This is a genomic window from Burkholderia sp. BCC1998 (genome assembly GCF_905339875.1).
In the GTDB taxonomy this organism is placed as follows: domain Bacteria; phylum Pseudomonadota; class Gammaproteobacteria; order Burkholderiales; family Burkholderiaceae; genus Burkholderia.
Genome location: NZ_CAJPHE010000005.1, coordinates 394,313 through 417,878 on the forward strand (window position 1 = coordinate 394,313; position 23,566 = coordinate 417,878).

21 protein-coding genes and 1 pseudogene are annotated in these 23,566 nt (G+C 69.4%); 9 read left to right on the plus strand and 13 right to left on the minus strand.

Annotation, left to right across the window (positions count from 1 at the left end; translation table 11 throughout):
* Window positions 1-196: 196 nt before the first annotated feature.
* Window positions 197-454 carry a hypothetical protein gene (locus tag U5A56_RS12590; protein ID WP_321922614.1) on the plus strand — a complete coding sequence of 86 codons (258 nt, stop codon included), beginning with the start codon at window positions 197-199 and terminating at the stop codon, window positions 452-454.
* Window positions 455-647: 193 nt separating this feature from the next.
* On the plus strand, window positions 648-1,214 hold the full coding sequence (locus tag U5A56_RS12595) for a DUF3005 domain-containing protein (protein ID WP_044843885.1): 567 nt from the start codon (window positions 648-650) through the stop codon (window positions 1,212-1,214).
* A gap of 60 nt (window positions 1,215-1,274) precedes the next feature.
* On the opposite strand, the gene U5A56_RS12600 is transcribed toward U5A56_RS12595, so the two are convergent.
* Entirely contained in the window at window positions 1,275-2,039 is a 765-nt protein-coding gene (locus tag U5A56_RS12600) for a DUF4397 domain-containing protein (protein WP_044843886.1), read from the minus strand.
* Window positions 2,040-2,483: 444 nt separating this feature from the next.
* A complete protein-coding gene (locus tag U5A56_RS12605) occupies window positions 2,484-3,791 on the minus strand; it encodes an MFS transporter (RefSeq protein WP_044843887.1) in 1,308 nt (435 codons plus the stop codon).
* Between the two features lie 536 nt (window positions 3,792-4,327).
* Between U5A56_RS12605 and U5A56_RS12610 the strand changes: the two genes are divergently transcribed.
* Window positions 4,328-4,774 (plus strand): MarR family winged helix-turn-helix transcriptional regulator, encoded by a 447-nt coding sequence (locus tag U5A56_RS12610; RefSeq protein WP_044843888.1) that lies wholly within the window; start codon window positions 4,328-4,330, stop codon window positions 4,772-4,774.
* A gap of 36 nt (window positions 4,775-4,810) precedes the next feature.
* Here the strand turns inward: U5A56_RS12610 and U5A56_RS12615 are convergent, their stop codons facing one another.
* The 5 genes from U5A56_RS12615 to U5A56_RS12635 all read right to left on the minus strand — a co-directional run bounded on the left by U5A56_RS12615 (window position 4,811) and on the right by U5A56_RS12635 (window position 10,678).
* A complete protein-coding gene (locus tag U5A56_RS12615) occupies window positions 4,811-7,093 on the minus strand; it encodes a xanthine dehydrogenase family protein molybdopterin-binding subunit (RefSeq protein ID WP_321922617.1) in 2,283 nt (760 codons plus the stop codon).
* Between the two features lie 224 nt (window positions 7,094-7,317).
* A complete protein-coding gene (locus U5A56_RS12620) occupies window positions 7,318-7,965 on the minus strand; it encodes an isochorismatase family protein (RefSeq protein ID WP_321922618.1) in 648 nt (215 codons plus the stop codon).
* Window positions 7,966-7,984: 19 nt separating this feature from the next.
* Window positions 7,985-9,025: a 2,5-dihydroxypyridine 5,6-dioxygenase gene (locus U5A56_RS12625; protein ID WP_321922621.1), complete on the minus strand. Its 1,041-nt coding sequence runs from the start codon at window positions 9,023-9,025 to the stop codon at window positions 7,985-7,987.
* Window positions 9,026-9,068: 43 nt separating this feature from the next.
* Window positions 9,069-9,899, minus strand: coding sequence for an alpha/beta fold hydrolase (locus U5A56_RS12630; RefSeq protein ID WP_321922623.1), 831 nt, complete (start codon window positions 9,897-9,899; stop codon window positions 9,069-9,071).
* Between the two features lie 26 nt (window positions 9,900-9,925).
* Window positions 9,926-10,678, minus strand: a complete 753-nt coding sequence (locus U5A56_RS12635; RefSeq protein ID WP_044843893.1) for an Asp/Glu racemase — start codon at window positions 10,676-10,678, stop codon at window positions 9,926-9,928.
* Between the two features lie 298 nt (window positions 10,679-10,976).
* Here U5A56_RS12635 and U5A56_RS12640 point away from each other — a divergent pair, with 298 nt between their 5' ends.
* The 4 genes from U5A56_RS12640 (at window position 10,977) to U5A56_RS12655 (ending at window position 15,851) form a co-directional block, all read left to right on the plus strand.
* Window positions 10,977-12,140, plus strand: coding sequence for an FAD-dependent monooxygenase (locus U5A56_RS12640; RefSeq protein WP_321922624.1), 1,164 nt, complete (start codon window positions 10,977-10,979; stop codon window positions 12,138-12,140).
* Between the two features lie 185 nt (window positions 12,141-12,325).
* Complete coding sequence (locus tag U5A56_RS12645; protein ID WP_044843895.1) at window positions 12,326-12,832, plus strand: (2Fe-2S)-binding protein; 507 nt, start codon at window positions 12,326-12,328, stop codon at window positions 12,830-12,832.
* Window positions 12,822-15,278, plus strand: a complete 2,457-nt coding sequence (locus U5A56_RS12650; RefSeq protein ID WP_415749124.1) for a c-type cytochrome — start codon at window positions 12,822-12,824, stop codon at window positions 15,276-15,278. Before U5A56_RS12645 ends, U5A56_RS12650 begins: the two co-directional genes overlap by 11 nt.
* Before the next feature lie 240 nt (window positions 15,279-15,518).
* Window positions 15,519-15,851, plus strand: coding sequence for a hypothetical protein (locus tag U5A56_RS12655; RefSeq protein ID WP_044843897.1), 333 nt, complete (start codon window positions 15,519-15,521; stop codon window positions 15,849-15,851).
* A gap of 106 nt (window positions 15,852-15,957) precedes the next feature.
* On the opposite strand, the gene mmsB is transcribed toward U5A56_RS12655, so the two are convergent.
* From mmsB to U5A56_RS12670, 3 genes are all read right to left on the minus strand, one after another.
* Window positions 15,958-16,848, minus strand: a complete 891-nt coding sequence (gene mmsB, locus U5A56_RS12660) for a 3-hydroxyisobutyrate dehydrogenase (protein ID WP_321922626.1) — start codon at window positions 16,846-16,848, stop codon at window positions 15,958-15,960.
* A 16-nt stretch (window positions 16,849-16,864) separates the two neighbouring features.
* A complete protein-coding gene (locus U5A56_RS12665; protein ID WP_044843899.1) occupies window positions 16,865-18,391 on the minus strand; it encodes a CoA-acylating methylmalonate-semialdehyde dehydrogenase in 1,527 nt (508 codons plus the stop codon).
* A gap of 122 nt (window positions 18,392-18,513) precedes the next feature.
* Window positions 18,514-19,833: an MFS transporter gene (locus U5A56_RS12670; RefSeq protein ID WP_321922627.1), complete on the minus strand. Its 1,320-nt coding sequence runs from the start codon at window positions 19,831-19,833 to the stop codon at window positions 18,514-18,516.
* 157 nt (window positions 19,834-19,990) lie between these two features.
* Here U5A56_RS12670 and U5A56_RS12675 point away from each other — a divergent pair, with 157 nt between their 5' ends.
* Window positions 19,991-20,950 carry a LysR family transcriptional regulator gene (locus U5A56_RS12675; protein ID WP_124521113.1) on the plus strand — a complete coding sequence of 320 codons (960 nt, stop codon included), beginning with the start codon at window positions 19,991-19,993 and terminating at the stop codon, window positions 20,948-20,950.
* A gap of 145 nt (window positions 20,951-21,095) precedes the next feature.
* Here U5A56_RS12675 and U5A56_RS12680 read toward each other — a convergent pair whose 3' ends face one another.
* Both U5A56_RS12680 and U5A56_RS12685 read right to left on the minus strand, forming a co-directional pair.
* Window positions 21,096-22,004 carry a hypothetical protein gene (locus U5A56_RS12680; protein ID WP_321922629.1) on the minus strand — a complete coding sequence of 303 codons (909 nt, stop codon included), beginning with the start codon at window positions 22,002-22,004 and terminating at the stop codon, window positions 21,096-21,098.
* 47 nt (window positions 22,005-22,051) lie between these two features.
* Window positions 22,052-22,774: a haloacid dehalogenase type II gene (locus tag U5A56_RS12685; protein ID WP_321922631.1), complete on the minus strand. Its 723-nt coding sequence runs from the start codon at window positions 22,772-22,774 to the stop codon at window positions 22,052-22,054.
* Window positions 22,775-23,095: 321 nt separating this feature from the next.
* Between U5A56_RS12685 and U5A56_RS12690 the strand changes: the two genes are divergently transcribed.
* Window positions 23,096-23,323 (plus strand): hypothetical protein, encoded by a 228-nt coding sequence (locus tag U5A56_RS12690; RefSeq protein ID WP_321803911.1) that lies wholly within the window; start codon window positions 23,096-23,098, stop codon window positions 23,321-23,323.
* A 126-nt stretch (window positions 23,324-23,449) separates the two neighbouring features.
* Here the strand turns inward: U5A56_RS12690 and U5A56_RS12695 are convergent.
* A pseudogene (locus tag U5A56_RS12695) lies at window positions 23,450-23,566 on the minus strand (hydrolase); the annotation flags it as partial.

Sequence of the window (23,566 nt, forward strand, 5' to 3'; positions counted from 1 at the left end):
GGCCGCCGTGGACGTTATGTCTCGGATTTGTTCGCGAGTATGGGTGGCCGTCGCGGCGATGGGAAATTAAATATTCGGCTGGGGGGCATTTGAAAAATGAATGGGGCCGGGTCGCCGGCGGTGGCGATGGAGGAGATGGACGGCACGCGCATTGCTCGCCACAGGTCTCCATCCAGTCGACATCAGCGGAGGTGTCATGCAGCGATATTCCATTCGTCACGTATCGCGGGTCGTCTTCGCCGGCATCCTGATTGCCGGCCTGGCGGCGGGTGCGGGTTGTCAGAAGAAGAGCGAGAGCGACACCGCTACCGGCGGGAGCTCAACCGGCTCCACCAGCAGCATGGCGCCGGCGCCGTCCACCGCGCCGTCGGGCATGCCGGGCAGCGGCACGGCCGGCGGCCCGGCGAGCATGCCCGGCGCCGCTTCCGCGCCCGCGGGAGCAAGCGGCGGCTGACGGTCGGCGCGGGCGGCATGCGCGGGCCCGTCGCCCGCGTGCCGCCGGGACGGCTGTCGGCGCGGCACGCGTGTCGCAGGGCACGCGTGGGCGGCGCCGTGCGCGTGAAAGATTTGCAACGACCGTTGTAGCGATTCCCGGACCGGCGCCGGCTGCATCCCGCCGGCGCACGCCGCCCGGAACAGGAGGTGCGATGCACAACGCGGAATCGAACCCAACCCCGAAACAGCAGCGCGAACAGATCGCGAAGAGCCCGGTGCAGACGCCGGCGGCCGGCGACATGCCCGATGCGGCGACCCAGGCCGCCGAGGTCGCCGAAGCCGCCGAGGTCACGAAGCGGGCGCTGACCCCTGAGGCCGTCGCGGCGAAGACGCCGACCGGCCTGCCGCCGATCGACGTCGGCGCGCATGCGGTCGACAGCGGCGATCCGGTGCGTCGCGCCAGCGGCAGGATCGTGACGCTCGACAACGCGAACATGGCGATGACCGACAACACGGTCGACGTCGACGGCAAGGGCATGGAGGCGCGCAGCGGCGCGACCGAGTGGCACGACAACGTGATCTATTCGAATGCGTCGCTCGACGACGCGGTCGAGACGCCGGACGAAGGGCTCGGCGGCATCGACAGCCGGCCGGGCGGCAACGTGCCGCAGATTGCGACGCGGCCGGGCTGGCGCGTCCGGCATGTCGGCGATGTCGATGTCGAGCACGGCGACGGTACGCGGGTCGAGCATGTGATTCGTCTCGAGCGGACCGACTGACGACGTAGCGAGGGCTGCCGGGCGGACCGCCGGCCGGCGGTCCGCCGAAGCCGCTATCCGTTATTGCGGGCCGAGTTCCTGCGCGGACGTGTCCGCATCGTTGCCCTGCGCGACGAGCACGTGAATGTCGTTCGGCGTCACGTCGCCGATGCCGCCCGCCGGAATCGTCACCAGCAGCCAGTCGGCGTTGTTGTTGATCGCGACCGGCGCGGTCTTCAGGATCGGCGCCTTGCTGCCGGCCGTCGTGACGATCACCTGGTAGGTTCCGCCGTTCAGGTAGATGGAATCCTGTGTGGATGCCGGCACGGCGTTCTGATACGCGGCGCCCGCCAGCGTCGGGCTTTGCGTGTTGATGTCGGTGCCCGGCGGCACGACGTACACGTCGACGTTCTGCGTGTTCGGCGACGCGTTGAAGCTGCGCACGCGCGCCTTGTCGGACAGCAGCTTCTTGTCGAACGGATCGTCGATCAGCGAAATCGCCGACGAGGTGCTCGGCAACGCGATGGTCGTGTAGTGGTGACCGTTCGCCGCGCCGAACGATTGCGACGCGACGGTCGTGGTCGTTCCCGATACGTCGTAACTGGCGGTCTGCGTGCCCGAATCGATGTCGTGATAACGGGTCACGCCCTTGTACGCGACACCCGACGCATCGAGCTTCGCGTTCAGGTAGTAGTCGAGATTCGGGCCGGCCGGCACCGCGTTGATGAAGCGCGCCTGCGGCTTCGAGATGCCGAGCACGGTGCCGACGTCGTTGCTGTCTCCGCCGCACGCCGTGAGTACGGAAATGACCGAGCACAGGGCCACTATCGTTCGTATGGATTTCATGTCGTCCTCTCGTTCAGGGGGAACCCTGCTTGCGATGCGGAATCGCCGCGCGAGGACTCGCGCGGTGTGCAGCGCCGGGTTGAAGGAAGGATTGCCGTCCGCCCCGGGGGGCGGGCGCGTTGATATCGCAAACGACGTGCCTGCACGGCAGAACATGCGCACGCGCCGGTGTGGCGGGATGCGGCGCGAGGAGGTGCGGCATGCCGTGCGCGAACACGCGCGCGAGGTGACGTGTTTGTAAAAAGGCAGTGCGGCACGTCGCGAGGCGACCTGTGCGCGAGTGCTGCGCCCAGGAAAGCTGGTCAAGCCGTCAGCCGGGGGCGCTGCGACGAATACGGAAGGGCGAGAGGGGGCATGCGCGCATATCGTTGGGCACGCATCGATACGCGGAGAGTCGTGCGAATCGCGCGCGACGACCTCGGGTCGCCGCGCGCATGGAGCGCATCAACGGTTCACGAGCTTCGCAGGATACGCGAGCGCGAGCGCGCATCCGACCAGCATGCATGCGGCGAAGCCGTACAGCCCCGCGCTTTGCGAATGGAACGTATCGCGCAGCCAGCCGATGAAGTAGGTGCTGCCGAAGCCGCCGAGGTTCGCGATCGAGCACGCGAACGCGATCCCGCCGGCGGCGGCCGAGCCCTTCAGGAACGTGGACGGCAGCGCCCAGACGACCGGCATCGCGGCGGCCGCGCCCGCGTTGATCAGCGAGAACAGCAGCACGGTCGCGAGCGTGCCGTGCGACGACGCGGCGGCAAACGCGAGCGCGACGGCCGACACCAGGAACGGCACGACGATATGCCAGCGGCGCTCGCGCGCGCGGTCGGAGCTCGCGCCGCAATACAGCGTCGCGAGCACGGCCGCGGCATTCGGGATCACCATCAGCCAGCCGATGTGATACGCGTCCTTCACGCCGGTGTCGCGCAGGATCGTCGGCAGCCAGAAGCTCACCGCATACAGCCCGAGCAGCACGCACAGGTCGATGAGGCCGAGTGCCCACACCTTCGGATCGGAGAACGCGCGGCCGAGCGCGTGGCTCTTGTTGCCGGACGGATCGGCATCGAGGTTCGCGCGCAGCGTGCGCTGCTCGTCCGCGTTCAGCCAGCGCGCGGTCTCGATGCTGTTGGGCAGCCAGCGCAGCACCGCGAAGCCGAGCAGCACCGACGGCAATGCCTCGAGCAGGAACAGCCACTGCCAGCCGCCGAGCCCGTGGGCGCCGTCGAACGCACGCATGATCCAGCCGGAGATCGGGCTGCCGATCATGCTCGACAGCGGCAGCCCGACCATGAACAGCGCGACGATGCGTGCGCGGCGCGCATCGGGATACCACTGGGTCAGGTACAGCAGCACGCCGGGCAGGAAGCCGGCTTCGGCGGCGCCGAGCAGGAAGCGCACGACGTAGAACTGCATCGGCGTATGCACGAACATCGTCGCGCCCGACAGCAGGCCCCACGTGATCATGATCCGTGCGATCCACAGCTTCGCGCCGACGCGCTGCAGCACCAGATTGCTCGGGACTTCGAACAGGATGTAGCCGGCGAAGAACAGGCCGGCGCCGAGCCCGTACACGGTGTCGCTGAACTTCAGCGCGTCGAGCATCTGCAGCTTCGCGAGCCCGATGTTGATGCGGTCGAGATAGGCCGCGAAATAGCACAGGCAGAACAGCGTGATCAGGCGCAGCGTGACCTTGCGGTAGAGCGCGCCGTGCAGCGTGTCGTCGGCGGAGACGGCGGCGCTCGGGTGTGCGGTAGACATGGGATTGCCCCTGTTCGAATGTGACGGATGAAGTGGGTGGCCGTTCGACGCGAGCGAAGGTTCGCCGCGCGCTGGAGTCTGTATAGCACGCCAATTACATAGCGTACACACTAGAAAATACGGAATCGCGCAGGCATGGAAATGAACGCCTCGGGATAGATCGATAAACCGGATAAGCCCCAAATTTTTCGGGGATTTATACGGGAATATGCACATACCAGCATGGTTTTTGCCCGGCCTATGGTATGCACGAAATTCGTGCGTATACGCTCAAAAGTGGAGTGTGTGCACGCCAGTGCTTCGGCGTTCGGGGCGCGCGCGTCCGGCAGCCCGCCGGATCGCGCGAGCCGCGGGCGTTGCAGCGGCGATGTCCGCGAGCAGGCCGACATGGTCGGGCGCTTGTCGGGCGCGACGCGGGTAGGGCGCGAAGAACCCTGACGCACCGCAACGAAGCAGCGGCCGCGTGACCGGATGCACCGATTTGAGGGTGTACACTGCTTGCCTTTCCCATTCATGCCGCGCGAGCCTTCATCTTCATGGCGTCTTCCAAGGATTCCTACGACTTTCACGACCAGGTCGGGCACCTGCTGCGCCGTGCCTATCAGCGGCACGTCGCGATCTTCCAGGAAGCGATCCCCGATTCGGACCTGACGGCCGCGCAGTTCGTCGCGCTGTGCGCGGTCAAGGAAAAGCAGGCGTGTTCGCTGAACGACATCGTGAAGGCGACCGCGATCGACCAGGCGACCATTCGCGGCGTCGTCGAGCGCTTGAAGACGCGCGCGCTGGTCGAGGTGCTGCCCGACCCGAACGACGGCCGCAAGCTGATCGTGCGCGCGACCGCGGCGGGCCTCGCGCTGATCGACCGCACGGTGCCGTTCGCGCGGCAGGTGACCGAGCGCACGTACGGGCCGCTCAATCCGGGCGAACGCGTCGCATTGCAGTACCTGCTGCGCAAGATGATGGAGGCCGACGGCGACGCGTGACGCGCGGCGCCGTCCGGCCCTCGATGCAAACCGGCCTCATGCGGCGCTTGCCGCGACACTCGCTTCGGTAGCCGGAAGCCGGCCGGCCTCGCGCAGCGCGGCGCGCACCGTCTCCGGCGTGAACGGCGGCGCGTAGAGGCGCACGCCGGTCGCATCGAACAGCGCATTCGCGACGGCGGCGGGCCCCGGCACCGACGCCGATTCGCCCGCGCCGAGCGGCGGCTCGCCTTGCCGCGGCATCAGCACCACGTCGACGTCCGGCACTTCGTCGAAAGTCAGGATCGGATAACTCGCCCATTCGCGCGACGCGACCTTGCCGTCGGCAAACCGCACGCGCTCCTTCAGCGTGCGGCTCAATACCTGGATCACGTTGCCGTGGATCTGGTGGCGCACGCCGTCGGGGTTGATCATCGTGCCGGTGTCCTGGCCGACCGTCACGCGTTCGATGCGGATCTCGCCCGACACGCGATCGACGCTCAGGTCGACGATCCATGCGGACCAGGCCGCGCCGAAACCGGGGAAGCGGCTGTGGACGTAGCGTGCGTATGCGATACCGCGTCCGCGGACGACGCGCGCTGCTTGCGCTTCATTTCCGCGATCCACGCGCCGCGGCGTCCAGCCCGCGCGATCGGCGACGGCCTGCAGCAGGTCGGTCGCGCGCGCGTCCTTGAGATGGCGCAGCCGGAACGCGAGCGGATCGATGCCGGCCAGCGCCGCGCATTCGTCGACGAACGCATCGTGCGCGAACGAGTTCGGCAATGCCGACACGCCGCGCAGCCACGAGGCGCGCACGAGCGGCGCGAGATCCTCGCAGACGAAGCGGCGGTTCGGGCTTTCATACGGCGACACGGCGGTGCGGTCGCCCATTTCGAACACGCGCGGTTCGGGCGCGATCGCGCCGGTCAGGAGCGTCGCGAGCAGCGGCGCGTCGTTCGACGGATAGCGCGTCGTGAAGTCGTAGCCGAGCAGGCGGCCGTCGCGCGTCACGGTGCCCGTCACCTGCATCAGCTGCCCGGCGCCCTTCGGTTCCCACAGATGCTCGTCCGCGCGCGACAGCTGTACGCGCACCGGGCGGCCGACCGCGCGCGACAGCAGCAGCGCGTCGCCGCAGACGTCGTCCGCGCCGTTGCGGCCGTAGCAGCCGGCCGCTTCCATCCGCACGATGTCGATATCGGCTTCGTCGCGCGCCACGAGCGTCGCGAGGTCGTAGCGCAGCGATACGGGATTCTGGGTGCCGGACCATACGGTGATCCGGCCGTCGCCGGGCGCGCGATAGTCGGCGAGCGCGCACGACGGGCCGATCGAGCCGTGCATCTGGAACGGCCACGCATAGGTGCGCGACAGCGTGATCGTGCCGGGTTGCGCGCGTGCCGCGTCGACGTCGCCTTCTTCGAGCAGCAACCGGCGTTGCGCGGGCGCGGCGGCGATCGCGGCCGCGGGCGTGTCGAGCGGCGGCAGCGCGGGATGCGGGCGCCACGCGATGCGCAGCTGGCGTGCCGCGCGGATCGCGTGTTCCTCGCGCTCGGCGACGACGCCGACGAAGTCGCCGAGCGCGACGACCGCCACGAGCCCGGGCACGTCGGCGACCGACGCGCGATCGACGTCGACCAGCGACGTGCCGACGAACGCGCCGCTGTCGTGGCCCGCATACGGCGGCCGCACGACGCGGCCGTGCAGCATGCCCGGCACGCGCATGTCGTGCACGAACGTGAGCTGGCCGGTGGCTTTCGCAGGCAGGTCGACGCGCGGCGACGACCGGCCGACGATCCGGTAGCGGGCGGGATCCTTCGTGCGGGCGTTCAGGTCGAGCGTGAGCGCGATGCGGCGCGCCGCGACGAGCGCGGCGAACGTTGCGGTGTGCCCGCCGGCCGGCGCTGCGATCGTCCCGTCGTCGATGCTCAGTTGCGCCGGGTCGACACCGAAGCGCTCGGCGGCCAGCGCCAGCAGCGCGTGGCGTGCCTGCGCGGCCGCGCAGCGCAGCGGCGTCGCGGAAATCTGGATCGTCGCGCTCGCGATGGTCGGACCCTGGTTCGGCGTCGCGGCCGTGTCGCCGAGCACCATCGTCACGCGCGCGGCCGGCACGTCGAGCTCCTCCGCCACGATCTGCGCGAGCGACGTGCGGATGCCGGTGCCGAGGTCGACGTGGCCGTTGAACGCGAGGATGCGTCCGTCGTCGAGGATCGCGACGAACACCTCGGGCAGCGCCGGCACGTACGACGACAGGCTGCCCGGCTGGCCGGGCGCCGGCTTGGGCGGCGGCGCGGGCCGCCGGATCACGGTCAGGCAGCCGTCGCGCGCAAGCAGTTCGGAGCGGTTCACGGTTCAGGTGTCCTGTCGGGGAGGGCGCGACCGGCGGCCGGTCGCGGCGCCTGCGCCTGCGGCGCTGCTGCCGCGTGCCGCGCACGGGGCGACGGCCCGGGCGTGCGCGATGGCGCACGCGGTCAATCTAGGTCGCCAAAAGCGCAGCGTCAATCGCGCGCCGGCGCGGGCACGGCTGCCGTTCGTACCACCCGTGCCGCACCGCCCGCGATCGGCGCGGCGGCTCAGCGCGCGTGCATGGCATCGATCGCCGCGATCGCATCGTCGAGCGGCATCACGGCCGCGTATTTCTGCTGCATGTCGAACAGGTTCGCGTCGTGCGGCGCGATCGCGCGATCGCCGACGCAATCGGCGAGCACGAGCGGGCGGAACCCGTGCGACATCGCGTCGACCACGCTCGCGCGCACGCAGCCGCTCGTCACCGCACCCGCGACGAGCAGCGTCTGCACCGCGCGCTGCGCGAGCCACGGCGCGAGCTGCGTGCCGAAGAACGCCGACGGCACGGTCTTGCGCACGACGAGTTCGCCGGCGGCGGGCGTGAGTTCGGGCACGATCGCGCTGTTCGGATGGTGCTCGGTCAGCGTCGCCATGCCGGGCACCTTCAGCGAGAACACGTTGTCGTCGCTGCCGTCGTCCGCATACACGATGCGGCTGTGCGCGACCGGCCAGCCGCGTGCGCGCGCGAGCGCGAGTGCCCGCGTCGTGCGCGCGATCGCCGGCGCGATGTTGCCGCCGCCGAACGTCGCGGGATCGGCGAAGCCGACCACGAAGTCGACGATCAGCAGTCCGATGTTGCCGTGCGGCGGCAGCGGCGTGCCGAAACCCTGCTGGCGGTAGACGTTGGCTTCGGCGTGGCGGGAAAGATCGGTCATGGTGTCGGGCACTCGTCGGTCAGGCAGGTTGATCGGTCACGCGGCCTTCGCGCACGACGGTCTCGCCGTCGAGCTCGACCGTGCAGCGGCGCAGCGGGATGTCGATGTGGCAGGTCGTCGTGCGGGTGCCGCCGCCTTCGTTGTTCGGGCCGAGCGAGAACAGGAAGTTGCCTTCGAACGCACGCGCATCCATCCCGATCGTCGCCTCGCGGTCGTACAGGCCGAGCGTCGACCAGCGCGCGCGCGGCTGCAGCCCCCAGCCGATGTGCGAGATCGCATAGCCTTCCGGGTCCGCGAAGGTCTCCATGTAATCGCGCAGCAGGTCGGCATCGACGCCGCCTTCGATGCGCGTCGCGTAGCCGCCTTCGACGGTCAGCGCGATCGGCTCGCTCACGTAATGTTTCTGCGGCAGCAGGATGTCGCCGCGATCGATCACGATCGTGCCGCGCGCGGTGCGGTCGTTCGGGTAAGTCAGCGCGAAGCCGCTCGGCCAGTGATCCCAGCGGCCCGGCGCGTCGACGAAGCCGTATTCGGCGGTCGGCGGGAAATCGCCGAGCGGGCACACGAGCGCCGTGCCGGCCGCGGAGGTCACGCGCATCTCGCGCGCGGCGGCGATTTTCTTCGCGGCGCCGAGCACGCGCGTGCGGTCGGCCAGTGTCGGCACCATCCGCACCAGCACTTCGGGCGGCTCGACCGCGAGCAGGATCTTCGTGCCGGATTTCAGGATGTCGTGCTGCTCGGGCGAGAACAGCAGCGTCATCAGGTCGAGCACGAGGTCGCTCTCGCGCAATGCGGCGATCGCGGCGCGGTTGCCGGTGAGCGGCGTCGTGCCGAGATACGCGAGCGGGTCGCGGCTGAACGCCTTCTCGCCGTTCACCGGCGGCAGGTCGAGCCGGTTGACGATCGCGCCCATCGATTGCGTCGCGATCAGCGCGCACGACAGCGTCTGCGGATGAGTGGCCGCGCTCGTCAGGATCGTGACGGTCTGGCCCGGTTCGAGGCGCGACAGCGTGAGCACCTGCTTCCACGCGTCGATCAGTTGATAGTCGCTGACTGGCATCGTCGGCTCCGGTAATGGCGTGAAGGGAAAGGGGGGGGCGAAATCAGGCCGCGAGCGGCGCGCCGAGGAAGTTGCCGAACGCCGCGTAGAAGCCCGCCGCGTTGTCCCACGGGATCATGTGGCCGGCATCGGGCACGCGCACGTGCTGCATCGACGGCGTCGCACGCTGCAGTTCGGCGACGTCGTCGTCGCGCACCACGTCGCCGCGCTCGGCCGTGATCAGCAGCGCCGGCACGGCCAGTTGCGCGGCATCCGCGTGGAAGTCGTCGGTGTGGAAGCCTTCGTACGACGTGCGCACCGCGCGCTCGTCGCAGGTATGCAGCCACTCGGCGCGCAGTTGCAGTTCGGCATCGGTCCAGGTCGGGCAGAACGCGCGCATCCTTTCGGCGTCGGTGCCGGCGCGCGCGAGCGCCATCGAGTCGATGTACCACGGCAGCTTGCCCGGATAGTCGCGGCGGTTCGGGCCGGACACCGGCGGATCGACGAGCACGACCGATTCGAGCCCGCGGACGCCGCGCCGTGCCGCGCGCGCGGCGATCCGCGCGCCCATCGAATGGCCGACCAGGCTCGTGCGCGGCAGGCCGAGCGCGGCGACGAACGCCGCGATGTCATCGGCTTGCGCATCGAGGCCGTAGTCGAGCGACGGCGACGCGTCGGACAGCCCGCGGCCGCGCACGTCGAGCACATAGGTGTCGAATGCCGCGCCGAACACCTCGCCGACGAAGCCCCACGTGATCGCGGGGCTCGTGATGCCGGGAATCAGCACGATCGCGGGGCGCGACGCGCGCGCGCCCGTGGCGCCGCCGTAGCGCAGGTAGTGCTGGCGGATGCCGTTGGCGCGGACGTTCGCGCCGTACAGGAAAGTCGAGGACATGGCGATGCTCCGAAGTAGCGGGGCGCTCAATACGCGCCGGACAGCAGCGCGCCGGCGCCGGGCACGATCGGTTCGAGATCGAGTTCGCGCAGCATTGCGTAGGTCGTCGCGATCGCGGCCGTGATCACGGGCTTGCCCGTCATCGCCTCGACTTTCGCGACGGCCGGCAGCGACGGCATCTGCACGCACGCGGACAGCACGATCGCATCGGCGTCCTGGTAAGGCAGCGTCTTCACGATGTCGGGCAGGCGCGCCGGGTCGTGGCGGCCGACGTCGAGGTTGTCGGGGATCTCGAGCGCGCGATACGCGATCACGTCATAGCCTTCGTTGCGGATGTAGTCGACCACGAGCTCGGTCAGCGGCAGCATGTACGGCGCGACCACCACGATGCGCTTCGCGCCGATCACCTTCAGCGCATCGACGAGCGCGCCCGCGCTCGTCAGCACCGGCGCTTGCGCGCCGTTGTCGGCCGTGTGCTTCGTGAGGCGCGCCTGCGACACGCGGTGATAGCCGTGGCCCATCGCCATGATCGCGACGAGGCACGCGTAGCCGAGCACGTCGACGCGCGCATCGCTCAGTTCCACCGCGCAGCGGTCGGATTCGGCGTCCATCGCCGCGAGTTCTTCCTTGACGACCTTCTTCATCCGCATCCGGCTCGAGTGATACGTGAAGCGCTCGGGCCGGATCGCCTCGCGCAACCGCAGCATCGCGGGAATCTCGGTTTCCATCGTCGTGTTGGAACTCGGCACGATCTGGCCGATGCGGTAGGTCTTGCTCATGACGGGAGGCTCCGTGTCGGTAAGGGTGGGGCGGCCCGCTGGCGCGGGATCGCCTGGTTTCGGGGAAAGTCTAGTGTGTACATTTGAAAATGACAATGGGTCAAAATGATTCCTTTCAGGCGTAGATCGTTTATTTTCGGATATATATGAGGTTTTATTGGTGTTTTCCCGGATGTGGCGGCCACCGGAAATAATCCTCTTGTCTTGAATAAATTGAGTGTGTACGCTACATAAACACCATTCAATTCGCCCGTTCTCGTGCCGCGTCCGGCGCCGGGCTCACGATCAGGAGATCCGCATGAGCAAACCCCGTATCGCAATCATCGGCGCCGGTCTCGGCGGCACGGCCGCCGCGGCGCTGCTGCAGCGCCGCGGCTACGACGTCGCGCTGTACGAGCAGGCGCCGGCGTTCTCGCGCCTCGGCGCGGGCATCCATCTCGGCCCGAACGTGATGAAGATCATGCGGCGCATCGGCTGCGAGGACGCGCTGGAGACGATGGGTTCGCATCCGGATTGCTGGTACAGCCGCGACTGGCAGACGGCCGACGTACTGTCGCGGATTCCGCTCGGCGACTACGCGCGCAGGACCTACGGCGCGAGCTACCTGACCGTGCATCGCGGCGATTTCCACGCGCTGATGACGCAGGCGGTGACGCCCGGCACGATCCGCTTCGGCAAGCGGCTCGCGGCGGTGGAGGACACGGGTGACGCGGTGCGCCTGACGTTTGCCGACGGCAGCGTCGAGACGGCCGACATCGTGATCGGCGCGGACGGCGTGAACTCGCGGATCCGCGAGCATCTGCTCGGCGCGGAGCCGCCGCGCTATACGGGCTATGTCGCGCATCGCGCGGTGTTCCCGGCCTCGCTGCTCGGCAACAAGCCGTACGACATGTGCGTGAAATGGTGGTCGGAGGATCGCCACATGATGGTCTACTACGTGACCGAGAAGCGCGACGAGTACTACTACGTGACCGGCGTGCCGCAGGCCGAGTGGCCGGAAGGCGTGTCGATGGTCGACAGCAGCCGCGATGAAATGCGCGAGGCGTTCGCCGGCTTCCACGCCGACATCCAGCACCTGATCGACGTGTCGCCGTCGATCACGAAGTGGCCGCTGCTCGAGCGCGACCCGCTGCCGTTGTGGAGCCGCGGCCGTCTCGTGCTGCTCGGCGACGCATGCCATCCGATGAAGCCGCACATGGCGCAGGGCGCGGCGATGGCGATCGAGGATGCGGCGATGCTCGCGCGCTGCCTCGACGAAGTCGGCATCGGCGATTACGCGGGTGCGTTCGCGCTGTACGAGGCGAACCGCGCGGCACGCGCGTCGAAGGTGCAGCTCGTGTCGCACAACAACACGTGGCTGCGCACCAACGAGGATCCGTCGTGGGTGTTCGGCTACGACGTGTTCGACGTGCCGCTGGTGTCGCCGTCGCCGTCGCGCGGCAACGTGGCGGCCGTCGCCTGACGCGCATGCGGTGTCCGCGCCGGATGCCGCGCCGCCGTATCGGTGATCGATGCGGCGGTACGCATTTCGGCGTGTTATACGTGAGCGCTGCGCGCGACGCCGGCCTGTCGCGAGCCGGCGGCCGTGCCCGCTGCCGGCCCCAAGTCACGGCCTGCCGGCCCGCGCCCCGCATTCCGGATCCCTTCATGTCCCATCCCGCTTCCCCGTCGCGGCCGCTCGCGTTTCGCGTGAACGGCACGCCGCACACGTTCGACGCTGCCGCGCCCGACGCGCCGCTGCTGCTGGTCCTGCGCAACGACTGCGCGCTCAACGGCCCGAAGTACGGCTGCGGATTCGGGCAGTGCGGCGCGTGTACGGTGCTGGTCGATGCTCAGGCGACGCGCGCGTGCGTCGTGCCGGCCGCCGCCGCGCACGGGCGCGACGTGACGACGCTCGAAGGGCTCGGCTCGCGCGACGCGCCGCATCCGATCCAGCGCGCGTTCATCGACGAGCAGGCCGCGCAGTGCGGCTATTGCCTGAACGGCATGATCATGAGCACGAAGGCGCTGCTCGACCGTAATCCGTCGCCGGACGATGCGGCGATCCGCGACGCGCTGCGCTTCAATCTCTGTCGCTGCGGCACGCATCTGGAGATCATCCGCGCGGTGCATCGGGCCGCGCGCTATCTGCGGGACGACGGCGATGAAGCATGACCTGAGCGTGCCCGCGCAGCCCGAAGCCGATGCGAGCGATGTGCGGCGCGATGAAGCGGTGGCCGGTTCGGCGCCGCGTGCGGACGACGCGGCGCGCATGCACCGCGCACACTACGAATGGCCGATCGGCGATGCGCGTGCGCACGCGTCGTTCGAGCTCGAAACGCGGACCGCCGCCGATGGGCGGATGACGACGTGGCGCTATCGCGCGCAGGCCGGAACGACACCGGATGCGCGGCGCGCGGCGGCGCAGGGCGGGGCATCGGCTCGGTCGTCGCCGTTCGTCTATCGACATGCGCAGACGTCGATCGAAATGGCCGACGTCCACCACGCGATTCCCGGCCACGCGCACGCATTCGCGCGCGAGTCGTTCGTCGACGAACTGGCCGGTGCGCTGCGGCGCGATCCGGTCGCATTGCGCCTGCAGCATCTCGATGCGTCGCGCGATGCCGGGCCGCGCGAGATCATCCGGATGGTCAGCGAACGCGCGGCGTGGGGCGAACCGGCCACGGGCCGTGCCCATACAGCGGCGCAGGACCGCCTCAGTGGGCGCGGCTTTGCGTTCGACGGTGCGGGCGTGCTCGAGGCGCCGTCCGCGGGCGAAATCCCGCACGCGGACGCGGGCCGCGACAACGGCCGCGACAGCGATCCGCACTGGTCCGCCTGGGTCGTCGATCTCGACGTCGATCGCGCGACGGGCGACGTCGCGGTGCGCCGCGTCGTCGCCGGGCAGGGCGCGGGCGAGCCCGGGCAGGCGTCGATGGCGGGCTTGCCCGCGTGGCAGATCGAGGCGGCGATTTCGCGCGTGATGGGCGCGCGGCTGTCCGCACGGCCGGCGCATGACGAGACCGGCGGCGATGTCGCGCCGGATGCGATCGCGCATGAACTCGTCGCGTTCGACGACGCAGAGCCGGGCGCCGGTCGCGCGCAGTCGCTGTCGGCATACGACGCGCAACGGATCGAACAGGCGGCCGCGCCGGCGGCGGCCGCGATCGCGAACGCGCTGTATGACGCGACGGGCGTGCGTTTTCGCGCGCCGCCGTTCGACGCCGCACGCATTCGCGACGCGCTGGCCCGGCCGGAGCCGGCCGATGTCGGCGAGCGCAGTGCCGGCGCGCCGCGCCGCGCGTCATCGCGCTGGCGCCGCTGGCTGGCCGGTGGCGGCGCGGGCGGGGTCGTCGGCGGGCTGATCGGGCTGGCCTGCGCGATCCTGCCGGGCCCAGCGCCGATCGCCCCGGTCGCACCCGGCGGCGCGGACGGCGCGATGTGGAGCGCGGCGACGCTCGAACGCGGCCGCCTGATCGCGCTCGCCGGCGATTGCGCGGTCTGCCATACCGCGCCGGGCGGCGCGGCCAATGCGGGCGGTCTCGCGCTCGACACGCCGTTCGGCACGATCTACACGACCAACATCACGCCCGATCCGGAAACCGGCATCGGCGCATGGTCGTATCCGGCGTTCGCGCGCGCGATGCGCGAAGGCATCGGGCGCGACGGCTCGCATCTGTATCCGGCGTTTCCGTACACCGCGTTCGCGAAGCTGAGCGAGCCCGACCTGCTCGCGCTGTATGCATACCTGATGTCGCAGCCGCCGGTGAAGCATGCGCCGCCGAAGACGAAGCTGCCGTTCCCGCTCGACCAGCGGCGCCTCGTCGCCGGATGGAACTGGCTGTTTCACGACGCGCGGCCGTTCGTGCCGGATCCGGCGCGCTCCGCGTCGTGGAATCGCGGCAAGTATCTGGTCGACGGCGCCGGGCACTGCGGCGCGTGCCATACGCCGCGCAACGCGCTCGGCGCGGAACGGGGCGAGCGCGCTTATCTGGCCGGCGGCGAGGCCGAGGGGTGGGTCGCGCCGCCGCTCGTCGCGTCGCCGGCGTCGCCGGTGCCGTGGACCGAAGGCGCGCTGTTCGACTACCTGCGCACGGGCTTCTCCGCGCAGCACGGCGTCGCGGCCGGGCCGATGGCGCCGGTCGTCGCGGGGCTCGCGGCGCTGCCCGAATCGGACGTCCGGGCGATCGCGCATTATCTGGCGTCGCTGTCGCCGCCCGTCGATGCCGCGGTGGCCGTCGACGCGGCGACCCGCCGTGCACGCGGTGCGGAAACGGTCGCGACGCTCGGCCTCGAGAGCGGCCGGCGCGCGTTCGATGCCGCGTGCGCGGTCTGTCACGCGGAGACGGGCGGGGTCGGGCATTTCGGCGTGCGTCCGCTGATGGGGCTCAACACGAGCGTCAGCCAGGCGGCGCCCGACAACCTGCTGCGCGTGCTGCACGACGGGATCGACCATCCGGCCACCGACGGGCTCGGCTACATGCCGGGCTTCCGCGACGCGTTCGACGACCGGCAGATGGCCGAGCTCGCCGCATACATCCGCGCGCGCTATGCGCCCGGCCAACCGGCGTGGCGAAGCCTGGAGGAGGCTTCGGCGAGAATCCGGGCGCGTGCGCACTGACCGGCGCGCCGGCCGATGCCGGTCGCCGGGCAGAAACCGTGCGTCGGCCGGGAAGCCGGGAAAAGCGACACGCTGCGCAACGACGGGCGTGACGCGGGCCGTAAATCCTGCCGGCAGCGCCCATCGTTTAACCATTCGAAACAATGTGTTCACTGAAAAGGGCATGATCTCCGGCGATCGGGCAGGCATACTGTCGCCTATGTTGCTCAATGCCGTCGAATCGACGCGCGCTTGCCCCCCATGTCCATTGCTCTATCTTTTCGATCCCTGCGAGGGTTGACCATCGCGGCCGTTGCATGCTTGCTCGCCGCATGTTCGACCGCTTCCGACGTGACCACGACGTCGAATCCGAACGTCTTCACCGTGACGACGCGCACGCTCGGCGTGTCGACGACGTGGGCCGACGCCCATGCGAAAGCCGTCGACGAAGCGACCAACTACTGCACGCAGCGCGGCATGCGCGCGAGCCTGAAGCAGGAGTCGGTGACCGGCGGCCGCCGCGTCGACGCGCGCTCCGAACTCGCGTTCGAGTGCCATCCGACCTTCGAGACCGCGTCGAATCCGCGCGGATAAACGCCGCGTCGCCCGCGCGGCCGTAACCTCCGCACCGCTCCGGATGTGAACCGACCCGCGATGCCGTTGACGGGCAGCGCGGGCCGTCGCACGTCCGCCGGCCGCGTTACGCGGGCTGCGCCTCGTACAGCTTCACGCACGCGGAGAAGTCGAGCGTGCCGAGCCCGTGCTGGCTCATCGACTGATAGAGCTGCTGCGCGAGCGCGCCCATCCACACCGGCTGCCGTGCGCTGCGCGCGGCTTCGGTCGCCAGCCCGAGATCCTTCAGCATCAGGTTCGCGGCGAAACCGCCCGAGTAGCCGCGCGCGGCGGGTGCCGCGTCGTTCACTCCCGGATACGGGTTGTAGCTGTCCGAGCTCCAGCAGCGGCCGGTCGACGTGTTGATGATGCCGGCCAGCACGGCCGGATCGATGCCGAGCGCGGCGCCGAGCGCCATCGCTTCGGCCACGCCCATCATCGAGATGCCGAGCAGCAGGTTGTTGCAGATCTTCGCGATCTGCCCGGTGCCAGTGCCGCCGCAGTGCACGACGTTCTTCCCCATGTCGAGCAGCACCGGGCGGACGCGCTCGAACAGCGCGCCTTGCGCGCCGACCATGAAGGTCAGCGTGCCGGCCTGCGCGCCGCCGGTGCCGCCCGACACCGGCGCGTCGGCGAGCGGGAAGTCGCGCTGCGCGGCGGCGTCGGCCATCGCGCGCACGGTGCCCGGATCGATCGTGCTGCAGTCGACCAACGTCGCGCCGGCACGCGCGCCGGCCAGCACGCCGTCGTCGCCGAGGTAGACCGCGCGCACGTGCTGCGCGGCCGGCAGCATCGTGATCACCAGCGACGCGCGGGCAGCCGCGTCACGCGGCGACGCGGCCGCCGTCGCGCCCGCGCGCACCGCCGCGCCGACCGCGTTCGCGTCGAGGTCGAACACCGTCAGCGCGTGGCCGGCCTTGAGCAGGTTGGCGGCCATCGGGCCGCCCATGTTGCCGAGTCCGATGAATGCGATTTCCATGTGCGGGCTTCCTTGATCAGCGCAGCGCGATCGTCGTGTTCACGCCGCCGGCCGTCGCGTCGTCGTCGAACCAGCGCGCGGTGACCGTCTTCGTCTGCGTATAGAACTGCACGACCTGCTTGCCGTACGGGCCGAGATCGCCGAGCTTCGAGCCGCGCGAGCCGGTGAAGCTGAAGTAGGGGACCGGCACCGGGATCGGGATGTTGATGCCGACCTGGCCGATGTCGATCTCGCTCTGGAACTTGCGCGCGGCCGCGCCGCTCTGCGTGAACAGGCCGACGCCGTTGCCCATCGGGTTGCGGTTGACCAGCGCGATCGCGTCGTCGAGCGTGTCGGCTTCGAGCACGACCACCACCGGCCCGAAGATTTCTTCCTGATAGATCGACATGTCGGTCGTCACGTTCGAGAAGATCGTCGGGCCGACGAAGTTGCCCTGCTCGTAGCCGGGCACCTTCACGTCGCGGCCGTCGAGCAGCAGCGTCGCGCCTTCCTTCACGCCCGCGTCGATCAGCGACAGGATGCGGGCCTTCGCCGCCTTCGACACGACCGGGCCGACGTCCGTGCCGGCTTCGGCGCCGGCGTTGACCTTCAGCGCCTTCGCCTTCTCGACCAGCTCGGGCAGCCAGTCGCGCGCCTGGCCGACCAGCACGACGACCGACGTCGCCATGCAGCGCTGGCCGGCCGCGCCGAAGCCCGCGCCGACCAGCGCGTTGATCGACTGCTCGCGGTGCGCATCGGGCAGCACGACCGCGTGGTTCTTCGCGCCCATCATCGACTGCACGCGCTTGCCGTGCTGGCTGCCGAGGTTGTACACGTGCGTGCCGACGCGCGTCGAGCCGACGAACGAGATCGCCTTGATGTCCGGGTGCGTGCACAGACGGTCGACCACGGTCTTGCCGCCGTGCACGACGTTCAGCACGCCCTGCGGCACGCCGGCCTCGATCGCGAGTTCGACGAGCTGCATCGTCGACAGCGGATCCTGTTCGGACGGCTTCAGCACGAACGTGTTGCCGCACACGATCGCCATCGGGAACATCCACAGCGGGATCATGCCGGGGAAGTTGAACGGCGTGATGCCCGCGCACACGCCGATCGGCTGGCGCAGCGTGTAGGTGTCGACGCCGCCCGCGACGTTCTCCGCGAATTCGCCTTGCTGCAGCGTGCCGATCGAGCACGCATGCTCGACCACTTCGAGGCCGCGGAAGATGTCGCCCTGCGCGTCGGGCAGCGTCTTGCCCTGCTCGGCCGTCAGCGTGTGCGCGATCCGTTCGAGATTGCGACGCACGAGGTCCTGGAACTTCAGCATGATGCGCAGTCGCGCGCCGATCGGCGTCGTCTTCCAGGTCTGGAACGCGCGCTGCGCGGACGCGATCGCGGCATCGACCTCGTCGAGCGTCGCGTACGGCACGCGGCCGATCACTTCCTGCGTCGCGGGGTTGACGATGTCGCCCCATTCGGCGCTTTGCGATTCGACGAACGCGCCGTCGATCAGCAGCTTGGCGGTGGGCAGGGCGAGGGTGGTCTGGGGAACTGCGGCGTTCATGGAACTCTCCGGGAAACGGTGATGCGAAGAAAAAACGTGGGCTGCGTCCGTCGCGCGTGCGGCCACGGCGGACGGCAGGTCGAACTGAAATCGGGGCGATGCGGATCGATGCAGGCCGATGCTTACGCACGCGCCGGACGCATCAACGCGGTACACGCGAGCGCGAACACGCCGAAGCCGACGAGGTACGCGATCACGTAGTGCGGCTGGCCGCCGCCGGCCTTGAGCAGCGACGTCGCGATCATCGGCGCGAAGCCGCCGCCGATCACGCCGGCGAGCTGCACCGACAGCGAGATGCCGCTGTAGCGGATTTCCGCCGGGAACTGCTGCGCGAACAGCAGCGACTCCGGCGCATACAGGATCGGGAACACGATGCCGAGGCCGAGCACGATCGCCCACCATGCGGTCGACGTCTGCTGCGTGCCGAGCATCAGGAAGAACGGCGCCGCGAACAGGCACATCAGCACGAGGCCGATCGCGAACATCCGGCGCTGGCCGATGCGGTCGCTGAGATGCCCGCACAGCGGCATCGTGACGAGCGACAACGCCGCGCCGGCCGTGATCGCGTGCAGCATCTCGGCCTTCGGCAGATGCAGCTGCTGCGTCGCATACGCGAGCGCGAACGTGACGACCATGTAGAACCAGGTGTTTTCCGCGGCACGTGCGCCGACGATCGTCAGCACCTCGCGCGGATGGCGGCGCAGCGCGGCCGTCACCGGCGACTTCTCGGCCTTGCCCTGGCGCTGCATCTTCTCGAAGTCCGGCGACTCGGGCACCTTCGCGCGGATGAACCAGCCGAGGCCGACCAGCGCGATGCTCGCGAGGAACGGCACGCGCCAGCCCCACGACAGCATGTCGGCTTCCGGCAGCGCGGCCACCGCCGCCATCGCGACCGACGACAGGATCAGCCCGAACCCGACGCCCGTCTGCGGCAGGCTGCCGAACAGCCCCTTGCGGCCCTTCGGCGCGTGCTCGACGGCCATCAGCACCGCGCCGCCCCATTCGCCGCCGACCGCCATCCCCTGCAGGAAGCGCATCGCGATCAGCAGCGCGGCGGCCCAGTAGCCGATGCGGTCGTACGACGGGATCAGCCCGATGATCATGCTCGGCACGCCCATCAGCAGCAGCGTGATCATCAGCATCGACTTGCGGCCGATGCGGTCGCCGAAGTGGCCGAACACGATGCCGCCCATCGGCCGGCCGATGAAGCCGACCGCGAACGTGCCGAACGCGGCGAGCGTGCCGACGACGGGGTCCAGCGACGGGAAGAAGATGCGGTTGAACACGAGCGCGGCGGCTGTGCCGTAGAGGAAGAAGTCGTACCACTCGATCGTGGTGCCGGCCATGCTGGCCCAGCCGGCCAGCAGGTAGTGCCGCGCGGTGCGGGCGGGCGCCGGCGTCGCGATGGCTGCATGCTCATCGAGGGTGGATCGCGTCTGCATGGTGTCTCCGTATTTATTGCCCGCGGCTCATGGTCCGCAGGTCACGGTCGAGTATAGTTATGCGCGGATCCATGATGTACCGACAAGAAAACCGGTTGGATGTGCATTTATGCATATCGGAACCCGGCCCCGAGACACCTGCCCTTTTTTCCCGCCGATGCGACACGCCACCGAGCCGGTTTCCGGCAACCTGAACTGGGACGACCTGCGCTTCTTCCTCGAAGTCGCCCGCACGCAGCGCGCGAGCGGGGCGGCGAAGCGGCTCGGGGTCGACTACACGACCGTCGCGCGGCGCATTCGCGCACTCGAGGCCGCGATGGGTACGCTTTTGTTCGACAAGTCTCGCTCGGGTGGCTTCACGCTGACCGCCGAGGGGCAGCGGCTCGTCGCGTATGCGGACGCGATGGAGACGACCGTGCAGTCCGCATGCGACCAGGTCGCGAACACCGGCGAGGCGCTGTCGGGCCACGTGCGGATCGGGTCGACCGAAGGGTTCGGCTGCTTTTTCCTCGCGCCGCAGCTCGCGCGGTTTCGCGTCGCGCACCCGCATGTGACGGTCGACCTGCTGCCGGTCCCGCATTTCGTCAACTTGCCGAAACGCGAGGCCGACCTCGCGATCACGCTCGAGCGGCCCGAACGCGGGCCTTACGTGGTCACGAAGCTGTGCGACTACCAGCTGCGGCTCTACGCGACGCGCGACTATCTGGCGAGTCATCCGCCGATCGCCTGCACCGACGATCTCGCGCGGCATGCGTTCATCAGTTACGTCGACGATCTCGCGTTCAGCAGCGAACTGCTGTACCTGGAGCGCGCGGTGCCCGGCGCGACGGCCGGGCTACGCACGACGAGCGTGATCGCGCAGGTGTTCGCGGCGCTGCAGGGCGGCGCGCTCGCGATCCTGCCGTGCTTCATGGCGGCCACGCAGCCGGCGCTGGTGCCGGTGCTGCCGGACGACGTGGTGGTCACACGGTGCTTCTGGCTGACGTGTCGCGAGGACCTGCGCAAGCTGCGGCGCGTGACGGCGCTGTGGGATTACCTGCGCGCGGCGGCGGACGCGAACCGGGCGTTGTTGATGGGGGAGTCGGAGCGGCTCCGGTTCGTCGGGGATCCGGAATAGCGGGGCTGGAGGCGGCGGTGATTTGCGCAGCGGGCGGGTCGGGGTTCACGCGGTTCCAGGTGCACCGCGTTGCGGCACCCCCGCGGCGGCGTCACGCGAGCGCGGCGAAGGGGCCGCCGCCAGGCAGCCGGCCGCCTGGGCGTGCCTAGGCGTAATAGATTCGCCCGACATCCGTGTCGCGTAATCGTCCGGTGCGTTCGGCGTCGTCGAGCGCATCGCCGAAATCGCGCGCGCACAGGTCCGGTCGGCCCAATGCAGTGAGGATGCGCGACACGCGCCACGCGGGCAGCCAGTCCGACCATGCAAGGCGCACGCCGATGAGCAGTGCCAGCATGACGCCCAATGCGAACGGTCCGCCGAGCAGCGTGAGAACGACGAGCGTCGGATCGGAAAATCCGCTGTCGCTGGTCCAGATGCCCAGCAGCATGAGCGGGATCAGGAAACAGGTCATGCCGATGAACATCCATTTCCACGCGAGCCAGAGCGTGTGCGTCAGCCCGGCCAACCCGGTGTCGCCACACGTGTAATCCATGACCATGTGGCGCCGGTCCGGAGACGACAGCGCAAGCAGGCGGCCTCGGCGATCGACCACGGCAACAACGTCGTCGCCGGCGTCGAAGCACTGTCCGCCGAGGAAGCCGCGGTACGTGTTTCCGCCGATTTCGATTTCGACCGGGAGCTTCGCGAACAGGATCCTGCCGTTTTTCCCGACGGTGACGTAGGCGTTTTCCGATGCGAAGGTCTTGCTGCCGCGGATATTCGCATACGACCACGTCGCCGGATGCTCGACCTTGTCGGCCGCGGCGTTCAAGCTGGCCAGGGCGAGGTCTTCGTCGGCTTGCTGAAACACCAGCGCATTGGCGGCGGCACCGTTGCCGGTGAGCGCCGCGGCAATCGGCACCACATAGTGCGTGAACCGGTAGCCGAGCGATTTCTTCCGGGCTTCGGGATCGACGGGCGGCACCTGATGGCGCGCGGCGTCCTCCCGATCGGGACGCTCCAGAAAGCGCATCGCGGTGAGCTTGCCTGCTACCAGACGCAGGGATGACGACATAGGCCGGGGCTGAACGGGGTCGGGGTTCGGAGTCTACCAGCCGGCACTCAGCCCGGACAACCGAGCCGATCCGCGAGTTCGTGCAGATCCTTGACGTCGAAGTCCCACGCGTCGTCGGCTTTCAGGTCGGTCGTCTGGTTCGGCCCGTGTTCGGTCGGCCGCAGCACGAACGCGGTCGCGAGCCCGAGTCGCCGCGCGGCGGCCAGATCGCCATTGTGCGCGGCAACCAGGCACAGCTCGGCCGGCTCGAGACCGAGAATCTCGACCGCTTCGGTATAGACCTTCGGCGACGGCTTGTACGCGTGCGCGACTTCGGCGCCGAGGATCGCGTCCCACGGCAGGCCGCCGTGCTTCGCGACGTTGATCATCAGCCGGATATTGCCGTTCGACAGCGGCGCGATCACGTAGCGCCGCTTCAGCCGCTGCAGCGCCGAGACGGAGTCGGGCCACGGATCGAGCCGGTGCCACGCGAGGTTGAGCGCGTCGACCTCCGCGTCGGGCACGCGGTCGATCCCGTAGCGGTCGAGCGTGCGCACCAGGTTCTCGCGGTGCAGCACGTCGAGCCGCACGTAGCGCCTGCGCCCGCTGCGGATTTCCTCCATCGACGGCGCATATTCGCGGCGCCACGTATCGGCGAATTCGAACGGATCGCGATCCGGCGCATGGCGCGCCAGGAACGTGGCGGCTTCGCGTGCGACGCCGCTTCTCCAGTCGACGATCGTTCCGAACACGTCGAAAACGAGCGCCTTGATGTCGGCAGGGTTCGTCATGGGATTTTCGTGAAGGTCGGTCGAGGGGGACGCGATGCGCGCCGTGGCGGCAGCGCGCGACGCCGGTTCGAATGACATTGAATCACGTATCCGCGAAGACGGCTGGCGGCGTCGCGGCGATGGCGGCGCGCGGTGCGGCATCGAGGGTGCATGAGGGTGCATGACGGCGAGGCGGAGCGGGGAAAACAGGTGTCGCACCGCCCGTCACGGGCCTTCGGCCATGACCTTCGGCACATTCCGGCCCGCGTGTGCGGCGCCTACGCTGGGCAGGTCGCCGGTGCGTGCCGGCGGCGTTCCCCAACCAACCGACGAGGACATGCCATGCCGACCATTTCAGTTTACGGGTTCAATCCGGACGGTGGCCCGAGCGCGCTCAGCGCGCAGGCCACGCGCGACAACCTCAACGAGGACCATCCGACGTGGGCCGTGACGCTGGCCTACACCGCGAGCACCACGACGGCCGCCTTCACGTCGGCCACGGCGTCCGACGCGGATCTCAGGGCCGCGCTGGAGACGGCGTATCCGCCGGCAAGCTACCACGTGGTTTAGGTATCGCGGGCACCCGCCCGGGCCGGCCGGCCCGGGCGGGGTCGTTCATGTCGCGCAACGCGCGCTTGCGGCTGCGACGCGGGCCCGGTTCGCGCCGCAAGCGCGGCGCGTGCGGACGTGCGGCAATCAGCTCTTGTCGTACGAGAACTGGATGCCCGCGGTGCCGCCGGTTTCGATGAACAGGTTGATGAACGCGGGGACGGTCGCGCTACGGGCCCAGTCGCGCTGCAGTTCGCAGAACAG